At 60.4% G+C, this 19,163-nt stretch carries 14 protein-coding genes, 4 pseudogenes and 1 riboswitch; of the genes and pseudogenes, 11 read left to right on the top strand and 7 right to left on the bottom strand.

Annotation, left to right across the window (positions count from 1 at the left end; translation table 11 throughout):
• Positions 1-51: 51 nt before the first annotated feature.
• Positions 52-300 (top strand): DUF982 domain-containing protein, encoded by a 249-nt coding sequence (locus EB230_RS30845; protein WP_172374612.1) that lies wholly within the window; start codon positions 52-54, stop codon positions 298-300.
• Between the two features lie 8 nt (positions 301-308).
• On the top strand, positions 309-503 hold the full coding sequence (locus EB230_RS30840) for a hypothetical protein (protein WP_172374610.1): 195 nt from the start codon (positions 309-311) through the stop codon (positions 501-503).
• Positions 504-1,021: 518 nt separating this feature from the next.
• Here EB230_RS30840 and metE read toward each other — a convergent pair.
• The 4 genes and pseudogenes from metE to EB230_RS30820 form a co-directional block, all read right to left on the bottom strand.
• A pseudogene (metE, locus tag EB230_RS30835) lies at positions 1,022-3,374 on the bottom strand (5-methyltetrahydropteroyltriglutamate--homocysteine S-methyltransferase).
• Between the two features lie 91 nt (positions 3,375-3,465).
• Positions 3,466-3,666: riboswitch (cobalamin riboswitch) on the bottom strand.
• A gap of 275 nt (positions 3,667-3,941) precedes the next feature.
• Positions 3,942-4,196, bottom strand: a pseudogene (locus EB230_RS30830) (cytochrome); the annotation flags it as partial.
• Between the two features lie 5 nt (positions 4,197-4,201).
• Positions 4,202-5,434 (bottom strand): cytochrome P450, encoded by a 1,233-nt coding sequence (locus EB230_RS30825; protein WP_172374608.1) that lies wholly within the window; start codon positions 5,432-5,434, stop codon positions 4,202-4,204.
• 97 nt (positions 5,435-5,531) lie between these two features.
• On the bottom strand, positions 5,532-6,224 hold the full coding sequence (locus tag EB230_RS30820; RefSeq protein WP_172374606.1) for an OmpW family protein: 693 nt from the start codon (positions 6,222-6,224) through the stop codon (positions 5,532-5,534).
• 1,111 nt (positions 6,225-7,335) lie between these two features.
• Between EB230_RS30820 and EB230_RS30815 the strand changes: the two genes are divergently transcribed.
• Entirely contained in the window at positions 7,336-7,992 is a 657-nt protein-coding gene (locus EB230_RS30815) for a hypothetical protein (protein WP_172374604.1), read from the top strand.
• Between the two features lie 320 nt (positions 7,993-8,312).
• Positions 8,313-9,476, top strand: a complete 1,164-nt coding sequence (locus tag EB230_RS30810) for a porin (protein ID WP_172374602.1) — start codon at positions 8,313-8,315, stop codon at positions 9,474-9,476.
• Positions 9,477-9,833: 357 nt separating this feature from the next.
• On the opposite strand, the pseudogene EB230_RS30805 reads toward EB230_RS30810, so the two are convergent.
• Positions 9,834-10,234 (bottom strand): annotated as a pseudogene (locus EB230_RS30805) (transposase); the annotation flags it as partial.
• A 379-nt stretch (positions 10,235-10,613) separates the two neighbouring features.
• Between EB230_RS30805 and EB230_RS30800 the strand changes: the two are divergent.
• From EB230_RS30800 to EB230_RS30775, 6 genes are all read left to right on the top strand, one after another.
• Entirely contained in the window at positions 10,614-11,069 is a 456-nt protein-coding gene (locus EB230_RS30800) for a GNAT family N-acetyltransferase (RefSeq protein WP_172374598.1), read from the top strand.
• A 335-nt stretch (positions 11,070-11,404) separates the two neighbouring features.
• Positions 11,405-12,373 carry an omptin family outer membrane protease gene (locus EB230_RS30795; RefSeq protein WP_027056402.1) on the top strand — a complete coding sequence of 323 codons (969 nt, stop codon included), beginning with the start codon at positions 11,405-11,407 and terminating at the stop codon, positions 12,371-12,373.
• 452 nt (positions 12,374-12,825) lie between these two features.
• Positions 12,826-13,395: a hypothetical protein gene (locus EB230_RS30790; protein ID WP_172375212.1), complete on the top strand. Its 570-nt coding sequence runs from the start codon at positions 12,826-12,828 to the stop codon at positions 13,393-13,395.
• The gene (locus EB230_RS30785; protein ID WP_097574684.1) at positions 13,392-14,090 is read left to right on the top strand and encodes a hypothetical protein; all 699 of its coding nucleotides are present in this window, start codon (positions 13,392-13,394) and stop codon (positions 14,088-14,090) included. The genes EB230_RS30790 and EB230_RS30785 overlap by 4 nt, the downstream gene beginning before the upstream one ends.
• A gap of 5 nt (positions 14,091-14,095) precedes the next feature.
• Positions 14,096-15,436: a Shedu immune nuclease family protein gene (locus EB230_RS30780; protein ID WP_246738878.1), complete on the top strand. Its 1,341-nt coding sequence runs from the start codon at positions 14,096-14,098 to the stop codon at positions 15,434-15,436.
• Positions 15,437-15,591: 155 nt separating this feature from the next.
• A complete protein-coding gene (locus EB230_RS30775; RefSeq protein WP_172374596.1) occupies positions 15,592-16,308 on the top strand; it encodes a hypothetical protein in 717 nt (238 codons plus the stop codon).
• Here EB230_RS30775 and EB230_RS30770 read toward each other — a convergent pair.
• A pseudogene (locus EB230_RS30770) lies at positions 16,305-16,889 on the bottom strand (hypothetical protein); the annotation flags it as partial. The gene EB230_RS30775 and the pseudogene EB230_RS30770 overlap by 4 nt on opposite strands.
• Between EB230_RS30770 and EB230_RS30765 the strand changes: the two are divergent.
• Complete coding sequence (locus EB230_RS30765; RefSeq protein ID WP_246738877.1) at positions 16,855-16,995, top strand: hypothetical protein; 141 nt, start codon at positions 16,855-16,857, stop codon at positions 16,993-16,995. The pseudogene EB230_RS30770 and the gene EB230_RS30765 sit on opposite strands and share 35 nt — an antisense overlap.
• Before the next feature lie 71 nt (positions 16,996-17,066).
• Here EB230_RS30765 and EB230_RS30760 read toward each other — a convergent pair whose 3' ends face one another.
• The gene (locus EB230_RS30760; RefSeq protein ID WP_172374594.1) at positions 17,067-19,151 is read right to left on the bottom strand and encodes a DNA/RNA non-specific endonuclease; all 2,085 of its coding nucleotides are present in this window, start codon (positions 19,149-19,151) and stop codon (positions 17,067-17,069) included.
• Positions 19,152-19,163 lie beyond the last annotated feature (12 nt).

The following is a 19,163-nucleotide window of genomic DNA, read 5'->3' as shown; positions in this document are numbered from 1 at the left end:
GAAATGCGACCCGGGCTGTTTGCCGCATAGTGGCTGTGGAGAAGGGGAGAGATGGCCGGCTTGATCAGATTTGAGAGGCCAGTCGTTGTTCAGCTTAGCCGCCGCAGCTCGGAGCGTATCGTGTTCGACGTCAACGACGCGGCCGCTATCTTGCTCCGGGATCTGCATCATGAGACCGATAAACGCAGAATAGCGATGGACACCTGTCTGAAGGTGTTACGCGGTAAGACCCATCCCCCAGCCGCTCGACGAGCTTTCGTCGCAGCGGCACTCGAAGCACGCATTCTGCGCAGCGATTGAGATTTGGGATGCCGCTCGTGAATTTCGGCCATCGGCGCATCGGTATTGAGCGGGCTCCGAACACCCCTGCCGGCATCGGCCAGGAGCAAGCCAACCCCGCAATTTCCGCGACGGCTTTCCTGGTCCGGCGCCGGATCTTGACCATCAAAACACAAGGGGTCCGCCTGCCAGCTGCGGCCGCTCGGCTTCGCCTTGGCGGGTGATCGTCATTGGAGACAGAGGCAGACGGAGCCATTGAGTGGGAATTGGCCCGCTGCAGATGGCGGAGCGTCGATGCCGCCTCAAAAGTCTCCAGAAGTGCTGTTTGAACCTTCCCCCAGCTTGGCCCTGCATCCGGATTTCCCGGAACACGCTCCGGGGACCGGCGCCGCGTGATCGCCGATGCCTCTCCCGATGGTCGCGAGCGGGTTTCGGCGATCAAGATCGGGGAAAATAGTGATACTGGATGATCCCAATACGAAATAATCCGAAACGGGCTGGCGGAGAGCCTTCTCGTTTCTGGTCGGCTCATTTGAGGCCCAAGCCTCCTTCGATCGCCCGCCAACGGCAGCCTCTCGAACAGCTGACTTCGACGCGCCATGACAAGCGCCTCAGCCAGGCCAAGGCTGCTGAGGCGCTTCGTCACTGGCAGCTCGATTGCCTTGGGTGCGCCGGATGGACTCACCCCAAGATTGCCCGGTGTGTGGCGTTGCCGCTCACCGCCGGCGAGTGTCACCGAGCCCTACGCGGTCTGCGCTTTTTCCCGAATTGCGCGTGCCGCAGCCACCATGTTCATCAGGGCAGGGCGGACCTCCTCCCATCTGCGCGTCTTGAGACCGCAGTCGGGATTCACCCACAGTTGGCCATCCAGCAATCGCTCGCGCGCAAGCATGATGAGGTTGGAAATCTCGCCCACTTCCGGGACCCGCGGCGAGTGAATGTCATAGACACCAGGACCGATCCCGTTCGGATACTTGAAGCTTCGGAGCGTATCGAGCAGTTCCATCTGCGAGCGCGAGGTTTCAATGGAGATCACATCGGCATCCATTGCGGCAATCGCGTCCACGATATCGCCGAACTCGGAGTAGCACATATGGGTGTGGATCTGGGTCGCATCGCCGACCGCCGTTGAAGCCAGCCGGAAGCATTCGACGGCCCAGTCGAGATAGGCCTGCCAGTCGGCCTCGCGCAGCGGCAAGCCCTCGCGCAGTGCGGCTTCGTCGATCTGGATCATCCTGGCGCCGGCCTTTTCGAGGTCGCTCACTTCATCGCGAATGGCGAGCGCGACCTGGCGGCAGACGGCTGAGCGCGGAAGGTCGTCCCGGACGAAGGACCAGTTGAGGATCGTCACCGGGCCGGTAAGCATGCCCTTCACCGGCTTCGGCGTCAGCGACTGGGCATATCGCCACCAGTCTAGTGTCATCGGATTTTGTCGCGACACATCGCCAATGACGATCGGGGGTCGCACGAAGCGCGAGCCATAGCTCTGCACCCACCCATGTTGCGTGAAGGCGAAGCCGCGGAGCTGCTCGGCGAAATACTGCACCATATCGTTGCGCTCGAATTCGCCGTGGACCAGCACGTCGAGCCCGATCTCTTCTTGCCAGCGAACGGCGGCTTCTATCTCTTTCTTCAGGAACGCCTCGTAGTCGATGTAACTCAGCTCGCCCTTGGCATGGGCTGCCCGCGCCTTGCGAACCTCGGCTGTTTGCGGGAAGGAGCCAATCGTCGTGGTGGGGAAGGAAGGCAGGCCAAACGTGTCGGCCTGAAGCTTGGAGCGCACGGCGAATGCGCTCTTCCGGCGCGGCATGGCGACCTTGATGCTGGCGACCCGTCCTTCGACGAGCGGATCATGCACCTTCGCGGATGTCGCGCGAACGGCGGCAGCCTCAGCCGACGCCTCCAGTTCGGCCGCGACCGCGTCCCGGCCTTCGGCCAGGGCACGGGCGAGCACGAAGAGCTCGTCGGTCTTTTGCGCCGCGAAGGCGAGCCACGATTTCACATCCGCATCGAGTGCCGTCTCCATGTCCAGGTCGATCGGCACATGCAGCATCGAGCAGGACGGGGCGATCTCCACGCGGTCCAGCGGCCGGCCGGCGACGATCGGCTTGATGCGGTCAAGTATGGCAGGCAGGTTCGCGCGCCAGACGTTGCGGCCGTCGATCACCCGAGCGAGAGCACAAGGTCCTTCCGCGCGAGCCGGCCGACGGTCTCCAACTGCTCTGGAGCGCGCACGAGATCGACGTGCAGTCCCGCCACGGGCAGAGAAATCGCGGTCTCGAGGTTGTCTCCCAGCGATCCGAAATAGGTAGCGACCATGATCTTCAACTCGGGTGCTGCTTTCGCCAGCCGGCAGTAGGCGAATTGGAGCGCATCCCGTTCGTTGGGAATCAGATCCAGCACGAGCGCCGGCTCATCGATCTGTACCCAATCGGCTCCCGCGAGCTTCAGCCTCCGCAGGAGCTCCTCGTAGACGGCCAGCAGCCGTGGCAGGAGCGCGATAGGGTTGAAACCTTCCTCAGGTGACTTCGCCAACTTGAGAAACGTAACCGGTCCAAGCAGGACCGGGCGCGTGTGGATGCCGAGCACCTTGGCCTCGAGGAAATGATCGACCGGTTTCGCCGACGAGAGGGCAAAGGTCTGCTCGTCCGTGAGTTCCGGCACAATGTAGTGATAGTTGGTGTCGAGCCATTTGGTCATTTCCATTGCGGCAAGGCCATGCCCGTTGGCCGCATGCTTGTCACCGGCATGTCCACAATCCGCGGCCTGACCTTGGTTGCCGCGCGCCATGGCGAAATAGGTATCGAGTGGGACCTCGCCGTCAGTCCAAGCGTATCGTGCCGGCACGGCGCCGACCATGGTGACGGTGTCGAGCACATGGTCGTAAAGCGAGAAATCGTTGGACGGGATTTTCGACACGCCGTGATCGTGCTGCTCCCTCCAGCTAGCCTCGCGTAGGCCTTCGCCGTCGCGAGCAGGTCCTCAGCGGGAGATTTTCCGGACCAGTAGCTTTCAAGCGCGAATTTCAGTTCCCGCCGTCGACCGATACGCGGCACGCCGAGCGTTGCCACAGGAATTTGTTGAGAGACAGTCATGCCATACCCCGATGGTTGGGGCGTGGGGACAAGGAACGCGCGAGTAGGCGGCACGAAGCCGGGCTACCGCGACCACCGAGACACCCCGCCCGTGGACGTTGTTCGTCGTGGCTGGTCTCCTGGCTCGCGGGTCAAAGCCTCTGCCCGTCTTCCCGAGGCCGTTCGCCTCAGTGACATCAATGGGCTTGGCTCGCCGCTAACAGTTGCGGGGGCAGCGCCGGCATCGCACCGGCTTCCCTCTTAGCTCCGCTACGGCAGTGCCGCGCGGAGAACCACGACATGCGCACAATCACAGCCGCTTCGCTCCTTGTCAATACCATATAACGAGATGTTTATGTGATGATGCGAATGATGCCCTTGCGCTGATCGGTCTCTTTCGCCCAAAGCCGCGTACGATCCGGCCTCTCATCAGTGCAGGCTCGGAGAGGTCCTGGTCCCCATCGGCGACGCCGGATCAGATCGAGGTCGCCGGGCTCAAGGGCGTAAAGTCGGGCCAGGTCTTCACGGTCCGCCCGGAATCCCGGTAGTTGTTCCCCGCTCGGCTTCGCTCAGCGTGCTTGCGCATTCGCCCATCAGCGCGCTGATGACCATGGCCGGAAGCGGAAAGGAGAGGTGGCGCCTCAGGTCGGCGGGCTGGGGCTGGGCCGCCAGCGTGTCGAACGATTGCGCGGCGATCGCCTCGACCTGCTGCGCGAGCAGCTTCGCGCTGCGGTTGCTGAAGGCCGGCGCCACGAGCGTGCGTAACCGGGCATGCTCGCCCCCCTCGTGCGAGACCAGCCATCCCGGCGAACCGAGAATCACCGAATCCGGGGTGAATGCCGCACTCGCTAAGCGACGGAAGCGCGGAAGGTGACCGGCAGGCGTTGCGGGCAGCGAATGATGTAAGACGGCATGTAGACGACGTCCTCCGCGGCGATGGTCAGCGCCAGATCCTCCAGCCGCCCGAACAGCGCGGGGAAGGCGCAGCGCAATTCCAGGCGCGCCAGCGCAGCGCCCAGGCAGGAATGCGGCCCCTCGCCGAACGACAGGTGCGGGTTGTGCCGCCGGGTGACATCGAACCTGTCGGCGCCGGGACCGAAGGCCTTTTCGTCCCGGTTCGCCGCATGGAACGCCATCAGGACGGCATCGCCGCGGCGGACCATGCATCCGTCGATCTCCACGTCCTGGGTGGCATAGCGGAACGGCAGATTGGCCGCTGAGCTGCCCCAGCGCAGGATCTCCTCGATCGCCTGTGACCACGGAACTTGGCCGCTGCGCACCAGGTGCAGTTGCTGCGGATGCGTCAGCAATGCCAGCACGCCATTTCCGATGACGCCGGCGGTGGTCACGAAGCCCGCAGAGAGCACCATGAACAGCATGTCGATCAGCTCGGTGTCGGAAACGAGCTCGCCATTGTCACGCGCGACGATCAGGGCCGAAGCCAGATCATCGCCGAGCTGGCCCCGCTTGAGCGCGATCAGGCGACGGAAGAACTCCGGGATGCGCTGCCGCGTCTGTCGCACCTCTTCGGCTGTGGCGGAGGTGTTGGCCAGGCTGTAGGTGAGCGCGACGATCTCTTCGCGCTGTTCGTCCGGCAAACCGAACAGTTCGGCGATCACGTTGGTGGGCAGCGGAGCGGCGAACTCGCACATCAGATCGGCACTGCCGCCGCGCTGCGCTATCTCGGCCAGGAGTCGATCGACGCATTGTTCGACCCGTGGCGCCAGCAAGGCGATACGACTGGGCGCGAAGCTGCTGGACAGCAGACCGCGCAGGCGCCGGTGATCGGCGCCGTGCGCCGTGGTCATGTTGTCCACTTTGCATATCCCGATCAGCGGATGATCCTCGGGAATCTCGCCGTCCTGCAGCGCCCGCCACTGTCGCCAGTCCTTGTTGAAACGCTTGTCGGAAAGCATCTGCCTGAGCGTCTGGTGACGGCCTGCCGCCCAGGTCACCACATCGCCTGGCAGCGACACTCGCACCATCCCCCCCTGCTGCAGAATCGCAGAAGAAAGACGATCAAGTTGCGTGGGAGCGGCCGGCACACCGATCACGTCGCAATGATCGTTTTCTACGCGCATGCCAACAACTCCTTTAAGACCCATCGCGGGTCCACTTCTCGGCACGGATGATCCGCGCGCGGACTTCGAAAAGTGCCCCTTCAGGGTCCTTTCGACATTAGAAGCGGTAGGTGACACCTGCGCCTATCAACCAGGGATCGAGCGTGGCCTTGCCTGTGAGCTTGGCGCCGGCGACAGTGACGTCGAAGTCGGGCTTAAGGAAAAGCTTCTTCACGTCGAAGTTGACGCCCCAGTGCTGGTCCACCATGTAGTCGAATCCGACCTGCAGCGCGGCGCCGAATGTATTCTTGACCTTGAGATCATCGGCGCTGCCAACTTGCTGATGATAGAAGATCGTATAGTTCACGCCGGCGCCGATATAGGGCTCGAAGGCGCCGAAATCGGTAAAATGATACTGCAATGTGAGCGTGGGCGGCAGCAGCCAAACCTTGCCGACCTTGCCCAGCCCGCCGATCGCACCTTGGCCATCGATGTTGGCATAGGTGGTGCCGAGTATGAGTTCGGCGGCGATGTTGTCCGTGAAGAAATATGAGATATCGAGTTCCGGCGTCACGGTGTTCGAATACGAAAGACCGGAGCCGGGCACCGCATTGACATAGCCCGAATCCTCGGTGATCACCCCCAACGCACGCAGGCGGATCTGCCAGGGGCTTGGCGCTTCCGCGACCCAGGCTTCTGCCTGCGGGACGCTCGCGGCTTGATGAACATCTGCCGCGCCGGCTTGTCCCGCAACGATGAGGACGACAGCCGCTGTCATTGCCCGCGCCACGCCAATTCGCGCTCTCGACATACTATTCTCTCCTTGATCTTCAGAAGCGACGCACTGCGCCTTGATTGAATCCTGCTCACATCAATCGAGATTGACGGAGCGCTCATGCGGGTTAGCCCCCGCATGTGTCGTGCCAAATGAGAAAATCGTTGCAGAACAATGCGATCATTCCGATAGCGCTGTGTCACATGTCCGCCTTCGTCGAAGATCCGACAATGAGTGCAGCCGTAGCCGCCGCCGGGTAGCCGAATGCAGTCCCCAGTCGCCTCTTTTCTGGGACGGCAATGGGCTGCACGATGTCAAAACTCTCGGAGATTTCACGCACATATCGCAGAATGGGAACCCTGGACACCCCCAGATCGGCTTGCTGGGACGCGGCCATCTGCAAACGCGATAGTATCGTCCGGAATATTATATTGGCGAACTCAACACCACGTCGCGCATACTTGCAGCTAGCGGGACAAACGCCCATGCGGCCTCTCGGGTGCCTACAATGAGCGAAGTACCACACCTTACCTTCGATTCTCGATACGACTGGCGTGAGCACGGGGCCTGCTGGTCGGTAGTGATGCGGACGCGGCGCCTGGTCCTTCGGCCGCAGATAGCTCGCTGAGGCACCTGATAAAATCTGCTCTCCCTGCCGGGAAGCCCTTAGGAGTGGATCCAGATGATCTTGGAAATAAAACGCCCAAGGGCGGGATTTCAGCCTTTTTCATGAAAGAGGCGCCGCGCATCTGGCCAATACAATGCGGCAACAGTGAAGCATGTATCTGCGTTAAGGGCGGTAATCAAAGTCTGTGCTATAAATGTGCAATGGTGTTCAATATGTAAAAGTAAAATACGAAGACGTGATGCCACGATAAACTTTTAACTTGCCAAAATTGGCGTCTCGGATAGCTTCACAATGTGAAGAATGCGCTGAGATGTGCTTCTGTTTCGATCGTTGGTTGGGAGCAAGTCAGTCGTCCATCGACGTTCTCCCCATCTTTTATTGAGAGGCACAGGTTGAAACCGCAAGACGGCTGCTAGATCGCGAGCAAACGAAGACGCAACATTTCGCCGTCCTCCAAACCTCATGTCTTCAACGCTCTTTCGGCGGCTTGCTGAGGGGATGTTATTGAGAAAGCCACATATGTCCTGGTCGAGTGATCTTGGGGATGACAAACGCCAGACCGAGCTTTCAAGCTTTGTCATGAGGGAGGTGCAGCGCATTCTCGCCCAATGCGATGCGGCGAGGCAGGGTGACAAGGCTGCTGTTGCGCCTTCGGGTCCTGCTCCCGACGATTCCACCGCCGTGGCCGCCGAATTGCTTGGCAGGCTCGAGGCCGAAGCATCGCGACGGCTAAACGCTCAGGCGTTGGAGATCGCTTCGCGACCGCGGCCAGCCGATCATCCGCTCGGACATCCGGTTCTGAAAGATTTTCCGAGGGAAAGCGCGCGCATTGCGGAGTGGGCCGGTCCAGTTGCGGGGTCGACGCATCTCGAGAGACGATTTGGAATACCGCGGTCGACGCTGCATTGGTGGCAGCGGCACAATGATGTGGTTGCCTTTCGCAGAGGCTCCCGCAAGCATGTATTTCCCCTGGCTCAGTTCGTCGACGGCAGGCCTATGTCCGGAATCCGGCAGGTCCTTTCCTCGATCTCCGATCCTAGATTGGCTTGGCTATGGCTGATCAGGCCCTCGCCTCTTCTCAAAGATCGCGTTCCTATCGAATTGCTTAGGGAAGGCATGAACACAGAAGCTGTTGCATCGGCCGCCCAGGTTATTTCTCTGATTGGATCTGTCTGACGATTGGGGTCAGGCGTTCGAGACCGTTTGCGTACATTAGATGCGTACGCAAACAGTCAATGTACCAACCGTGCTATTTGTGCAAATGTATAGTTGTTCAATTTGTACAAGTAATATCGAAGATTTAGTGATAAAAATACAACTGATACTGCTACACGTGGCTGACAAACGGAATTTGAACTTGCACTATTCCGCCCGGTGAATAGCGTTCGAGCCGGGAAGGATGCATCGCGATGCGCATCTTTTTCGATTGTGGGGACAAGGAGCGGTTCGTCCATCGACGTCCTCGCCCTTTTCAAATCTTTGAATGGAGATCAAGTATGAACATCAAGAGCCTTCTTCTCGGCTCCGCTGCGGCCCTGATCGCAGTTTCCGGTGCGCGCGCCGCCGACGCCGTCGTCGTCGCCGAGCCGGAACCGGCTGAATACGTCAAGATTTGCGACGTTTACGGCTCGGGCTACTTCTACATCCCCGGCACCGAAACCTGCCTGCGCATCGGCGGCTATGTCCGTTACGACATCGGCTTCGGCGACGTCGGCTCGTACGACGGTGCGACCAATGAGGATCATAAGGACGGTAGCCGAAACCACACTTATTACAAGAACGCCCGCTTCTCGCTGAGGACCTGGAGCGGCCAGGAAACCGAACTCGGCACCTTGAAGACCTACACCGAGACCCGCTTCGATTTCGGCAATGATCAAGGCGACTTTGGTACCGCTCCCAATCCCGCGCACAACCAGGCCGTCAATCTGAAGCACGCCTGGATTCAGCTCGGCGGTCTGCGTATTGGCAAGACCGACACGGCTTTCGAAAGCTTCATTGATTATGCCGGTAACGTTCTCAACGATACGCTCGTGCCCTATGGCGACCACAACACCAATGTCATCCAGTACTACTTCGACGCTGGCAACGGCTTCTCGGCCGTCGTCTCGCTCGAAGAAGGTTCGGGCGTCAAGGGCACCATCGACAGCTACGTGCCGCACGTCGTCGGCGGCGTGAAGTACACGCAGGGCTGGGGCGCCATCACCGGCGTCGTCGCTTACGACAGCAACTATGAAGAAGTCGCCGGCAAGGTCCGCTTGGACGTCAATGTCAGTGAGGCAGTTTCGCTGTTCGTAATGGGCGGCTATGGGACGGACGACAACCTGTCGGATCCGACCTGGGCGATCCCGGGCCGCGGTCGCGGCATTTACAAGCAGTGGGGCGGTAACTGGGCTGTGTGGGGCGGCGGCACCTACAAATTCAATGAGAAGACCTCGTTCAATGCCCAGGTTTCCTACGACGAGTGGAAGAACCTCGGTATTGCGGCGAATATCGTTTACGATATCGTTCCCGGCTTCACGATCACGACCGAAGTCGATTACCTGCATGCGGGTCGCTTCGACGAATTCGGTGCTGGTTCTCCTGCTCCGGCCTTGGACTGGACCGGTGCTGACAAGAAGAACAGCGTAGGCGGTTTCGTTCGGTTCCAGCGCTCATTCTAAGGAATGAACGGCTCGAATCCCGCGTTCGAAGCGGGTAACAGCGAGCCTTCAATTTGGCTGTCGGCGCATTGCTTGATCACGGACCTCCAATCCCAGCATTTCGTCGATGAGAAGGGCGCCCTGTTCCCGGGGCGCCCTTTTTTGCGCATTGTCACGAGACTCGCGCAAGCGAGGTGGATACCGGGCAACTGTGAGGTCGACCGCTCTCTTCATGCCAGAACGGCATGATCCGCAAAACGGCGCTTCCCCGATGCCCCGGCAAGGAGGTCGCGACGCCGGGGCCAGCGCTTGCGGAATGTCATCCAGAACCGCTGAGCTCCACACTGTCAAATATCGGCAGGGTGATGTTGACCATCACAGCCGGCCAACTGAATCGACGGCGATGTGGCGCTTCCGCCGATAATCGTCTTGACGGTGGGGCACCCACTTGTTTCGGCTTGCGGAGCCTTGACCGACTGGTTGCCGATATGCCCGTTGTGGGTCGGCCTGGCGCCAGGCGAACTGTATGCCGCGCCAACTCGCGGAACCAGCCGTAGACCGTGTCGCAGGCGCCGAAACCGACCGGCTGCATTCGCCAGCCGCAACCTGAGCACACAAGGTAGCGCACCGCATTGATCACCTCACGGAAATCAACCTCTTGCGGACGGCTCAACGCCCAGGCTTGGGCATAGCGGCGCGATCCGCTCCACCTCCTCGTCCGTCAGATCGGCGGGGTAGCGCTTGGGTTTCCTGGCGATCTTGGCCATCCCGCCAAGCATTGAGCGTCGATTCGTGCGAGCTCGTAAAACCGCCGCGCAAGGGCGGGCATTCGCGAAATCCAACCGGCTCCTAGGGGCGCCCGCGCGCCTGACGGCGCGTGCCGGGTGCTCGTGAACCGAGCCCGCTTTTTACCTCGGCAAGGCGGCTTCACCGTGCAGTTGCGATGTGACCGGGTTGATTTTCTGTAAGAAGGTCCCCTATCTGCGCAATTGACCTCAAGTCATCCCGGAATACTGCATGCTTGTAATATTTATTTTGCATTTTTTATCATATTTTTGATGAAAAATGCTGTTCACTCGTCCGAGTTACTTAAAAGAGTGAGTCGGATCTGCGCGGATAGCAGCATGAATCGGGATTTGAGCACTAGCAGGAGAAAATATGCCTTCCATATCTACGCGCCGCGCCAACGCAACGGACGCAGGGACGGTCGTCCGTTTTATTCACGCGCTACTCGATGAACTCACTGGCGGGAAAGCGCCCGCGCCCGACGACGTCAGACAAAGCGCGGAGATAATGCTTGCCGACGCTGGCGTGGTCGCAGTGATCGCAAGTGCAGATGACGAGCCGGTCGGCATCATGGTGCTGAATGAATGCACGGCGATCTATGCAGGAGGCAAGTTCGGCTATATTTCGGAGCTGTATGTTCGACCCGAAAAGCGCTCCAAAGGGATTGCCCGTCATCTGCTTGAGGTCGCCTCGCGGGAAGGCCGTGCGCGTGGTTGGAAGCGACTTGAGCTTGCAGCGCCCAGGCAACCAAAATGGAAGCGCACGCTCGATTTCTATCTGCGCAACGGCTTCGAGGAACTCGGCCCTCGGCTCTTTCGGATTATGTAGACTAGAGAGTTTGCTATGGGCTGCTCAAAGCAACCTGCACGACCTCAGCGGGTTGAAGTCCGGCGTGGTCGCTGCCTGACGCTGCAATCGTACCAGCATCGTCATCGCAAATGTGTGCCTCAGATAATGCACGGTTCCCGTCACCCCGGCCGCCCGGAACGCATCGGCAAACCGACGTCAATCGGGTCACGCTAGCGGCGTTTCCTTGAGTGTTGAGGAACAGAGCCGAGGGCGGCAATTTTGCCAACCTACAGGGGCGCTGCATAGACGACCGCACCTGACTTGCACCCGGTTACGCTGCGTATAGCCGAATGGCGGATGATGGGGGTAGTCCTATGAAATTGCACGCGAAAGTCTTTGGTGGAGCGGCAGCGTTGCTCGCTGCCTGGCCGGCGATGGCCAGCGACGCGGTGGCGAGCGAACCGGCGCCCTACAATCCCAATTTCTCTTTCGTTGGCGGCGTCGGCGTCATCGACATCCAGGCCAACGAGCTGGTCTATCAGGCTCCCGGCAGCGGCTCGAAGCTGAGCCACCTTATCTGGGAAAACACCTCTGCGGTCATTTCAGCCGAGATGACGGCGCGCAGCGAGGCCGGCTGGACCGCCAAGCTTTCCGGCCAGATCGCCTTCAGCGGCGACAGCTACATGGAAGACTATGACTGGAACCCGTCATTCTCGACCAATGATGGCTGGAACGACTGGAGCAACCGTTCGCGCCATTCCGACACCGATCTTGATTACTTCTATTCGGCAACCGTCGCGCTCGGCCACGATTTCCAGTTCAGCGACCAGCTGCTGATCAACGTCAACGGTGGTTTCAAGTACACCTCGGTCAAGTGGACTGCCTATGGCGGCTCCTATGTCTACAGCGTTGCCGGCTTCCGGGATTCGGTTGGCGACTTCCCAGGAGACGCAAAGGCCATCAGCTACCAGCAGAAATTGCCGGTCGCCTTCGCCGGCATCGATGCGACCTATGTCCAGGATCGCTGGAACTTCGGCTTTGCGCTGAAGGGCGGCACGACCTTCTCGGCCGGCGATACCGATCATCACTGGATGCGTGACCTGCGCTTCGAGGATGATTTCGAATTGGCGCCGGTTCTGATGGTCGGCGGCAGCGTCGGCTACCAGTACAACGAGCGGACCAGCTTCTTCGTCTCCGGTTCCTACGAAAAGGTGTTCACCGCTCGCGGCGACTACAACACCTATGACATTGCGACCGGCGCAGAGACTGGCGGCGAAGACGACTGGATCGGCGGCGATTTTGCCGCGGCGACGGTGATGGTCGGCATCAAGACCTCGTTCTGATTGAACGAGTTCGACCGGAACGCCAAACCGATGTCCGCACCGCGCAGAAATCTGACGCGCCCGCGCGACTGGATTGGACAGATACTTAAGGAAAATCAGCCAGTTACGGGCCTGGTGCAAAGATCGCACACGAAAGTTCTGCTTCTCTCGCTTTTTCGTTCCCACCATGAAGCAACCGACAGCCCTTTTCGGACGCTCTTCTGCCGACGATATTGACCGCTTCAATGCTGCCGGCGGCGCTCGCCAGTCGTACGATGAGGTTTGAATGCTCTTTAGCTAGGGTGAGCGCCCTGAGCCAATCATCATGCTGCCGGCGAACCACCTACCGGCGGCTCAAAACGACGTATTTTGGACTTTCCGCGGCGCCCTCCTGGCGTTCTCATTGACAGGAGAGACATCGAATGATGGAATGTCCTTGGTCCTAGGACAGAGGACAAGCTGCAATGATTGGAATGAAAAGTCAGGATATCGTGGTGCTTCTGAAGCTCGTGAGCTTGCAGGAGCAAGGAGAGTTCGCGGGCCATGGGGAACAGCGTAGGGGCTTTGCGGGCGAGGACGCCTTCTCTGTTCGCGGGCTGGAATCCCTAACAGGTATCAGCAAGACGGAGATCAACGCCTCCTTAAAGCGCAGTCTCTCATCGGGGTTGGCCATTAAAGACCGGGATACGGGACGGGCCAATCCTCACCGCCGCAATCTCTATGAATTTATCGTCCACGGCCTGAAGTTCGTGTTTCCCGCGAAGGCAGGCGCGATGACGCGCGGTATTCCGACGGCGTTCGCCGCGCCGATGCTGAAGGGGCTATTGGTCAGCGGAGGCGAGTACATACACATATGGCCCTATGCCCAAGGGCGGGACATGGGGCAGTCGGTTGAACCTTTGTTCAAGAGTGTGCCTGAAGCAGTCCAGAAAGATGAACGGCTCTACGAATATCTTGCTCTCGTTGATGCCATCCGGCTCGGCAATCAGCGCGAAGCGGGCCTGGCTGGACAGCGGCTTTCGGAGAGGTTCCTGAAAAAATGACGGTCCGAGGCCAATTGCTCCTGATGCTGCAGACGGTGGCGGAAGCTTTGGGGGAAGACTTCCGGGAACGGCTGGTCTTTGTCGGCGGGTGCACAACCGCTCTTTTTATAACAGACGAAGTGACCCTTGAGGATGTGAGGGCGACTGATGACGTCGACCTCATCGTCGATCTTGCCGGTTATGGAGAGTGGGCGCAGTTGCGGGAAGAATTGAGGCAGCGAGGTTTCGCTGAGTCCCCCGAGGACAACGTCATCTGCCGGATGCGGCTGCGGGACCTCAAGGTCGACTTTATGCCGGACGATGCCGGCATACTCGGCTTCACTAACCACTGGTACGCAGCTGGGATCGAAACGGCAGTAACCCATGAATTGACCGATACGCTCAGGATCAAAAAGCTTTCCCCGGAGCTATTTGTCGCGACAAAGCTGGAAGCTTATCTCGGGCGCGGCGCAGGTGATCTGTTCATGAGCCGTGACATGGAAGATATCCTCCTCATCGTCGACGGGCGGCCGGAGATCGTGGACGAGATTCTTGCTGCAGAGGCCGAAGTCCACCGGTTCATCGCCGAACAGTTCACAGTCCTGCTTCAGAACGGCGACTTCGAATATTTCCTTGAGGGAAATGTCCGCGGCCCGGCAGGGCGGACCGACATAGTGCGAGACCGGTTTGTCGCCATTAGTCGTGGCGCCGGGTGAAGAGGATGGTGGCAGCCAGTGCAGGAGCACGTGTGATGATTTCGTTTGAGGTCGGCAGCAAGGGCGTGACGCTCGAATACGAACCGCACTTCGGTGGCAATGCCTGGGTGACGCGGGAGCTCAAGGCGGCGGGCAAGGTGACGCTGAGCCGGGTCTTCTTCTTCCGCAGTTCCGACCTCGTGGCGGAGACGGCGCACGGTGCCGCGCACGACGACGAGGCGGACGAGGACGATCGACCGCTCTATCGGTTTCGGTTCGCGACCACAAAAGACGGATATCACCGCATTCCCGGGCGGATCCTGGGGATCGACAACGATGTGCTGATCGTCGCGGAGGGGATCGCGCTGGACCGGAAGGTCTTTGTCGCCGAGCGCAATATCAGCATCTTTCGGCGCATTGCAAAGCTGAAGCCCGGCAGCGAAATCGTCGTTGGCGGCGACCGGGTCGACAGCATCGCCGTCGAGGCCTTCGGCGAGCTGCTCGAGAGGTTCCCGAACAGCATCGAGGTCGACCGCTATGCCGCGGCGCGCGTGGAGACCATCCTCGGCGAATTCTTCGACGGCGCGACCAGCGCGCGCGATCACTACGAAAGCTACCTGAATCGCCGGAACGCCGGTGCGCGCGGCCGGGCCTTGCGACGGGATGAGCTGCTTCGTGCCGAGATCGACAAGTTCGTCTATCTGCGCGAGACCCTCTCCTCCTGGCTCGCCAGGGCGGCAAGCTACTCCGAGAAGGAGTGGCAGAAGATGGTCGTCGGCGTCATCCTACTGCTGTTCCCGAAATATGTGGCGGTGTTGGAGAATGTTCGGATCGCCGACTTCTATTCGAGGCCGGGCAAGCGAAAGAACCGATACGTCGACCTTTGCGTGGTCGACGCCAACGGCAACATCGACGTCATCGAGATCAAGAAGCCTTTTGACGACATTCTGCTGAGCAGAGGAATTTATCGTGGCAACAGCGTTCCGACCAAGGAGCTGTCAGGCACCATCATGCAGGCCGAGAAATACCTGTTCCACCTCTCCAAATGGGGCGTTGAGGGGGAGCGCGAACTGTCGAAGCGATACGGGTCAGCACTTCCCGCCGGCCTCCAGATCCGGGTGACCAATCCCAAGGCGCTGCTTCTGCTCGGCCGCGATCGCCGAACGGACGGCACTGGCGGGCTCACCGAGAACCAATCGTTCGACCTGGAGGTGATCAAGCGGAAATATGTGAATATGATGGACATCGTCACCTACGACGATCTGCTCCGCCGCCTCGACAGAATCATCGTCTCGCTGACGGAGCGCGCGGGCTCGGCCGGAATGGGGCAACGCGCTGACAAGCGGGGCACAGAACGGCGGGATTGAACCGACAGGTGCGCGGGCGGCGGGGATGCGTCGGGAGCTGATGCGTGCTGAAGGGCGTTTCGACCTCTTTTGCTCAGCGGAGTTGAGGCATGTTCGCGGGCACGAAAGGAGACCTCGTCCATGAATGCCCAGGAACTTCTCGACAAGATTAAGGATTGCCCAACAAGCCGGTCGATGTGCCCACGCCGCCGGCGATCGAGCTCGTCGCCATGGTGGTGCGCTGGGGTCGCCATCTCAAGCAGTGGAAAGCCACCACGCTCGCCGACTTCGCGCGTGTCTCGCTGTCGACGGTCGAGCGCGTCGAACGCGCGGAGAAGGTGAGCGACGAGGCGCTCGACCGCATCGGCCAAGCGCTCGGCCACGCGCCGGGCGCGTTCACCACGCCGCGCCTGCCGATCGGTCCGGACAAGGCGGCCGAACACCTCGTCGAGGCGTATGGCCATCTCGAACCGGTGGCGGTGTCGCCGATGAAGACGCACAAGGCCATCCGCGATGCCGCGAAGTGCGACGCCTATCTCATCCACCGTCCCGGCGTGCCCGACACCCATGACGACCACATCGCTAATCTCGGCGAATGGCTCGATCTCGCCTCGTTCATCCTCTCCGACATCGTCGAGGAGCCATTGTCGTCGGGGCGAGGGCGGCGCCAGCTCTACAATGACATTCTTGCCGCGGTGTCCGAGCTGGAGCGCCGCGGGCTGACGGTCCTGTCCGGTGTCATGGCCGCGCCTCAGCCGGGCATGCCGGACTGGAAGGTCGCCATTGTCTCGGTGACGCCGCGCCTCACCGATCCCGGCGCGCCGAGGCGTCGTCACGTCATGGTCGACTGCCGGACGGTCGCCGTGACGCCGGGCTGGCTCACCGACGATTAGGGGATGAGGGCGAGGCGCTCGGTGATGAACTGGGCGATCTCGGCGGGATTGAAGCGTCGCGCGTCGACGTAGCCGTCGGTGCGGAACACGCCATCGACGGCGCCGTCGTCGACGCGCACGTACATGACGCGCTGCTCGTCCCAAGCCATGGTGACTTCGCGGATCGCGCGGAACTCGACGCCGCACCAGTCCTTGCGCTGATAGTCGGCGCCGATGAAGGCTACGATGAGCTTGGAGCGGTTGCGATAGATGTCCTGCAGCAGGGTGTCGAGCGATGGCCGGGCAAGCTGGGAGACGTAGTTGTTGTCATAGAAATAGGCGTTGGGGCCGAGACTCGCTTCGAGCTCGCCGGCCACCTGCTCGACCAGCCCGCGGGCTTCGTCGGGAAACGAGAGACCAGCATCGAAATGGTGCTGGGTAATGTCGACGGCGCGGCTGGCCTGCCGCGTCCACGAGGGCAAGGCAATGCCCCGCGCAGCGTGCAGTTCTTTCGGCAGGTTGACGTCCTTGATCGCCCAGTGCGTGCGATTCATCTCCCATTTGCCGATGTCGAGCTCGAAGGCGAGGGCGTCGAAGTCGGCCGCGCTGAAGGACGATAAACGGGCGATCTTCGCCGCCGCCGCGCACGCGCAACGCGCCGTAGACTATCTGTTGCGCTTCAGCGCCTCCGAAGCAGCCGCCGCGTGAGCGGCGGCCTTCTGGACCGAAGCGTCTACAGCATGCGACGGCTGGCCGTCGCTGCCACGCCGAGTGTCACGTTACGCGTCGGCGTGGGTATCGGCGCGCAAGAGAACATCGTCAAAAATAACGCCGGCCTCATCGCTTATGGCTGACAGGGCGACTTGATAGCGTGCATACTCGCCGGGCGCGAATTCCACTCCGAACCGGTCGACGACATCCTTTTGGGAAAGCCTGAAGCCGTAGGTGCGTAGCGACCGGCGCCCATTGGTATCGCGCGTCGTGACCGCAACCACTTTCCAAAAGACAAGAGGATACTGCACCGGGCCGGTCCCGAAATCTTCGGATGGATCGTTCGGGTTCAAGATCGGACCCGCTATGATGCAGGCGCGCGTGTCACCTGATTGCAAGTCGCGTTGAATGTGGTTTTCGAAACCGCCCCACAAGCCTTGAACTCCCGGCCATTGCTTTCCCGGTTGGGAGCGGTTGAAGGCCGCGTGCTGCGGCGTGCAATTTGAGAAGTGAAACGTGTCGGAATTGGCAAACTCGATTTCCGTCGGCGTATCACCCCAGGCATTGTCTTCCCTACGCACGATATGACCCCGGTCGATCTGTTTGGCGGGCGCGTAGATGTCGGGATCGCCCAACTGGTATTTCTGGGGAATTCGCGGGTCAACCACCCAACGATCTTGACCGAAGAAGGCGCGGCCGCTGGAGGTCCTTTTCGATGCATCGTAATCGACATTCACCGCCGACCACATCTGCATGCGCCGGGAAGCGTTCATCGCCAGGCTGAAGTGATGGTACTTGAGCACGACGATCTGGCCATTCTCCTTATACATCTCCTGGTCCCGCTCCTGCGAAATGCGAGGCAGCGGCACGGTGATATCGTTTTCGAGAAAGTCAGGGTTGTAGCCTTCTCGATCGTCGTAATTGGGGTCGAAGCGCAGTGCTTTCTCGAGCGCCTCGTCTGCCGCGACCGCGGCCGTCGCCTGTGGAAGCTGTGATGCCGGCACACCGCTACCAACGAAAATCGTCACTGGTCCGGAAAAATTCATGGTAACGCCGCCCATCACGTTTCCTTTCGTGTTTGCGAAAATTTTGGAGGGATCAGGTAACACAGGACTAAGGGCTTCTGGCGCGCGAGGCGTCGCTAGCTTCGCGACCTCATCGGTAGGATCGGTCGTGTTGGCCAGCAATTCGTCCAAAAGATGCTTGGAGGCGGGCGTGGTCGGTACAAGCCCGCCGAAGGCCCTTACCAACGCACTTATGCGCACACCCTCATTCGCGATCCAGTCTATCCCGTCATCCGGCTGGCCAGGTGACCATGCCGAACCGTCCTTATTGAGAATAGTATTGCCACGCATTTTTGGAATGGAGGCGTGGTGCAAACCGACGACCTCCCACATTTCCGAATAGCAGGCCGAGCCCGACGATCCTTCCTCGGTGTCGGTCTCGTACCGGAGGAAACCGTCCTCCCGCAGCTCGAGCAGCCGGCAATTCTCCATCGCATAGCGTTTTGGCCCGCCATCAGGATATTCGATCATCCGGATAGGCATTCCGGGCAGGATCTTTGACCGCGATCCATTGATCGCCAGGAAGTTGACAGAGGAGAGAAGCTCGCCGGTGATTGCCTTCGGCTTCACCGCGACGAGCGCGAAATCGAGATCCTCCGCCGAGAAGAAAAGGGCGTCCGGATCAAACTCGAAAATGATGCCGCGGGCGACACCTGATGCCGTCTCATCATGAAGAAAATTTGCGCCGGTTCCTCGTACCGAGCCGGGATCCGGAAACACATGCCAGTTTGTCAGAAGAACGTTAGGTGAAACCATGAACCCGGTCGCAAACCCGACCGGGTCGACCTTCGGATCGACGTTGGCCACGATGCGGGCGACCGGCCGGCCAGCGGCTCGGGCAGCATCGTCTGGCGGCAAGGTGTACCAGTCAAGGGTAGGCCCCATCTTCCGCTCGACGAACACCGGAAGACGGCCTTGTGCCTTCAGTTCGCTCGCCTGATCAAAGCTCGAACGGCGAGCGTCGTAGCGCGCCTGTTCCGATGGCGTCACTTGCGTCGTCGCAGGCGTTGGCGGCTGCGCTTTCCATCGTTTTGCAGCCGCAATCATTACCGCGCGGCGGCGCTCGTCGAACAAATTAGTCGCAACCATGGTAGATTCCTC

Source organism: Mesorhizobium sp. NZP2234 (assembly GCF_013170765.1).
Lineage (GTDB): Bacteria > Pseudomonadota > Alphaproteobacteria > Rhizobiales > Rhizobiaceae > Mesorhizobium > Mesorhizobium loti_D.
This window is presented reverse-complemented; position numbering and strand designations above follow the sequence as displayed.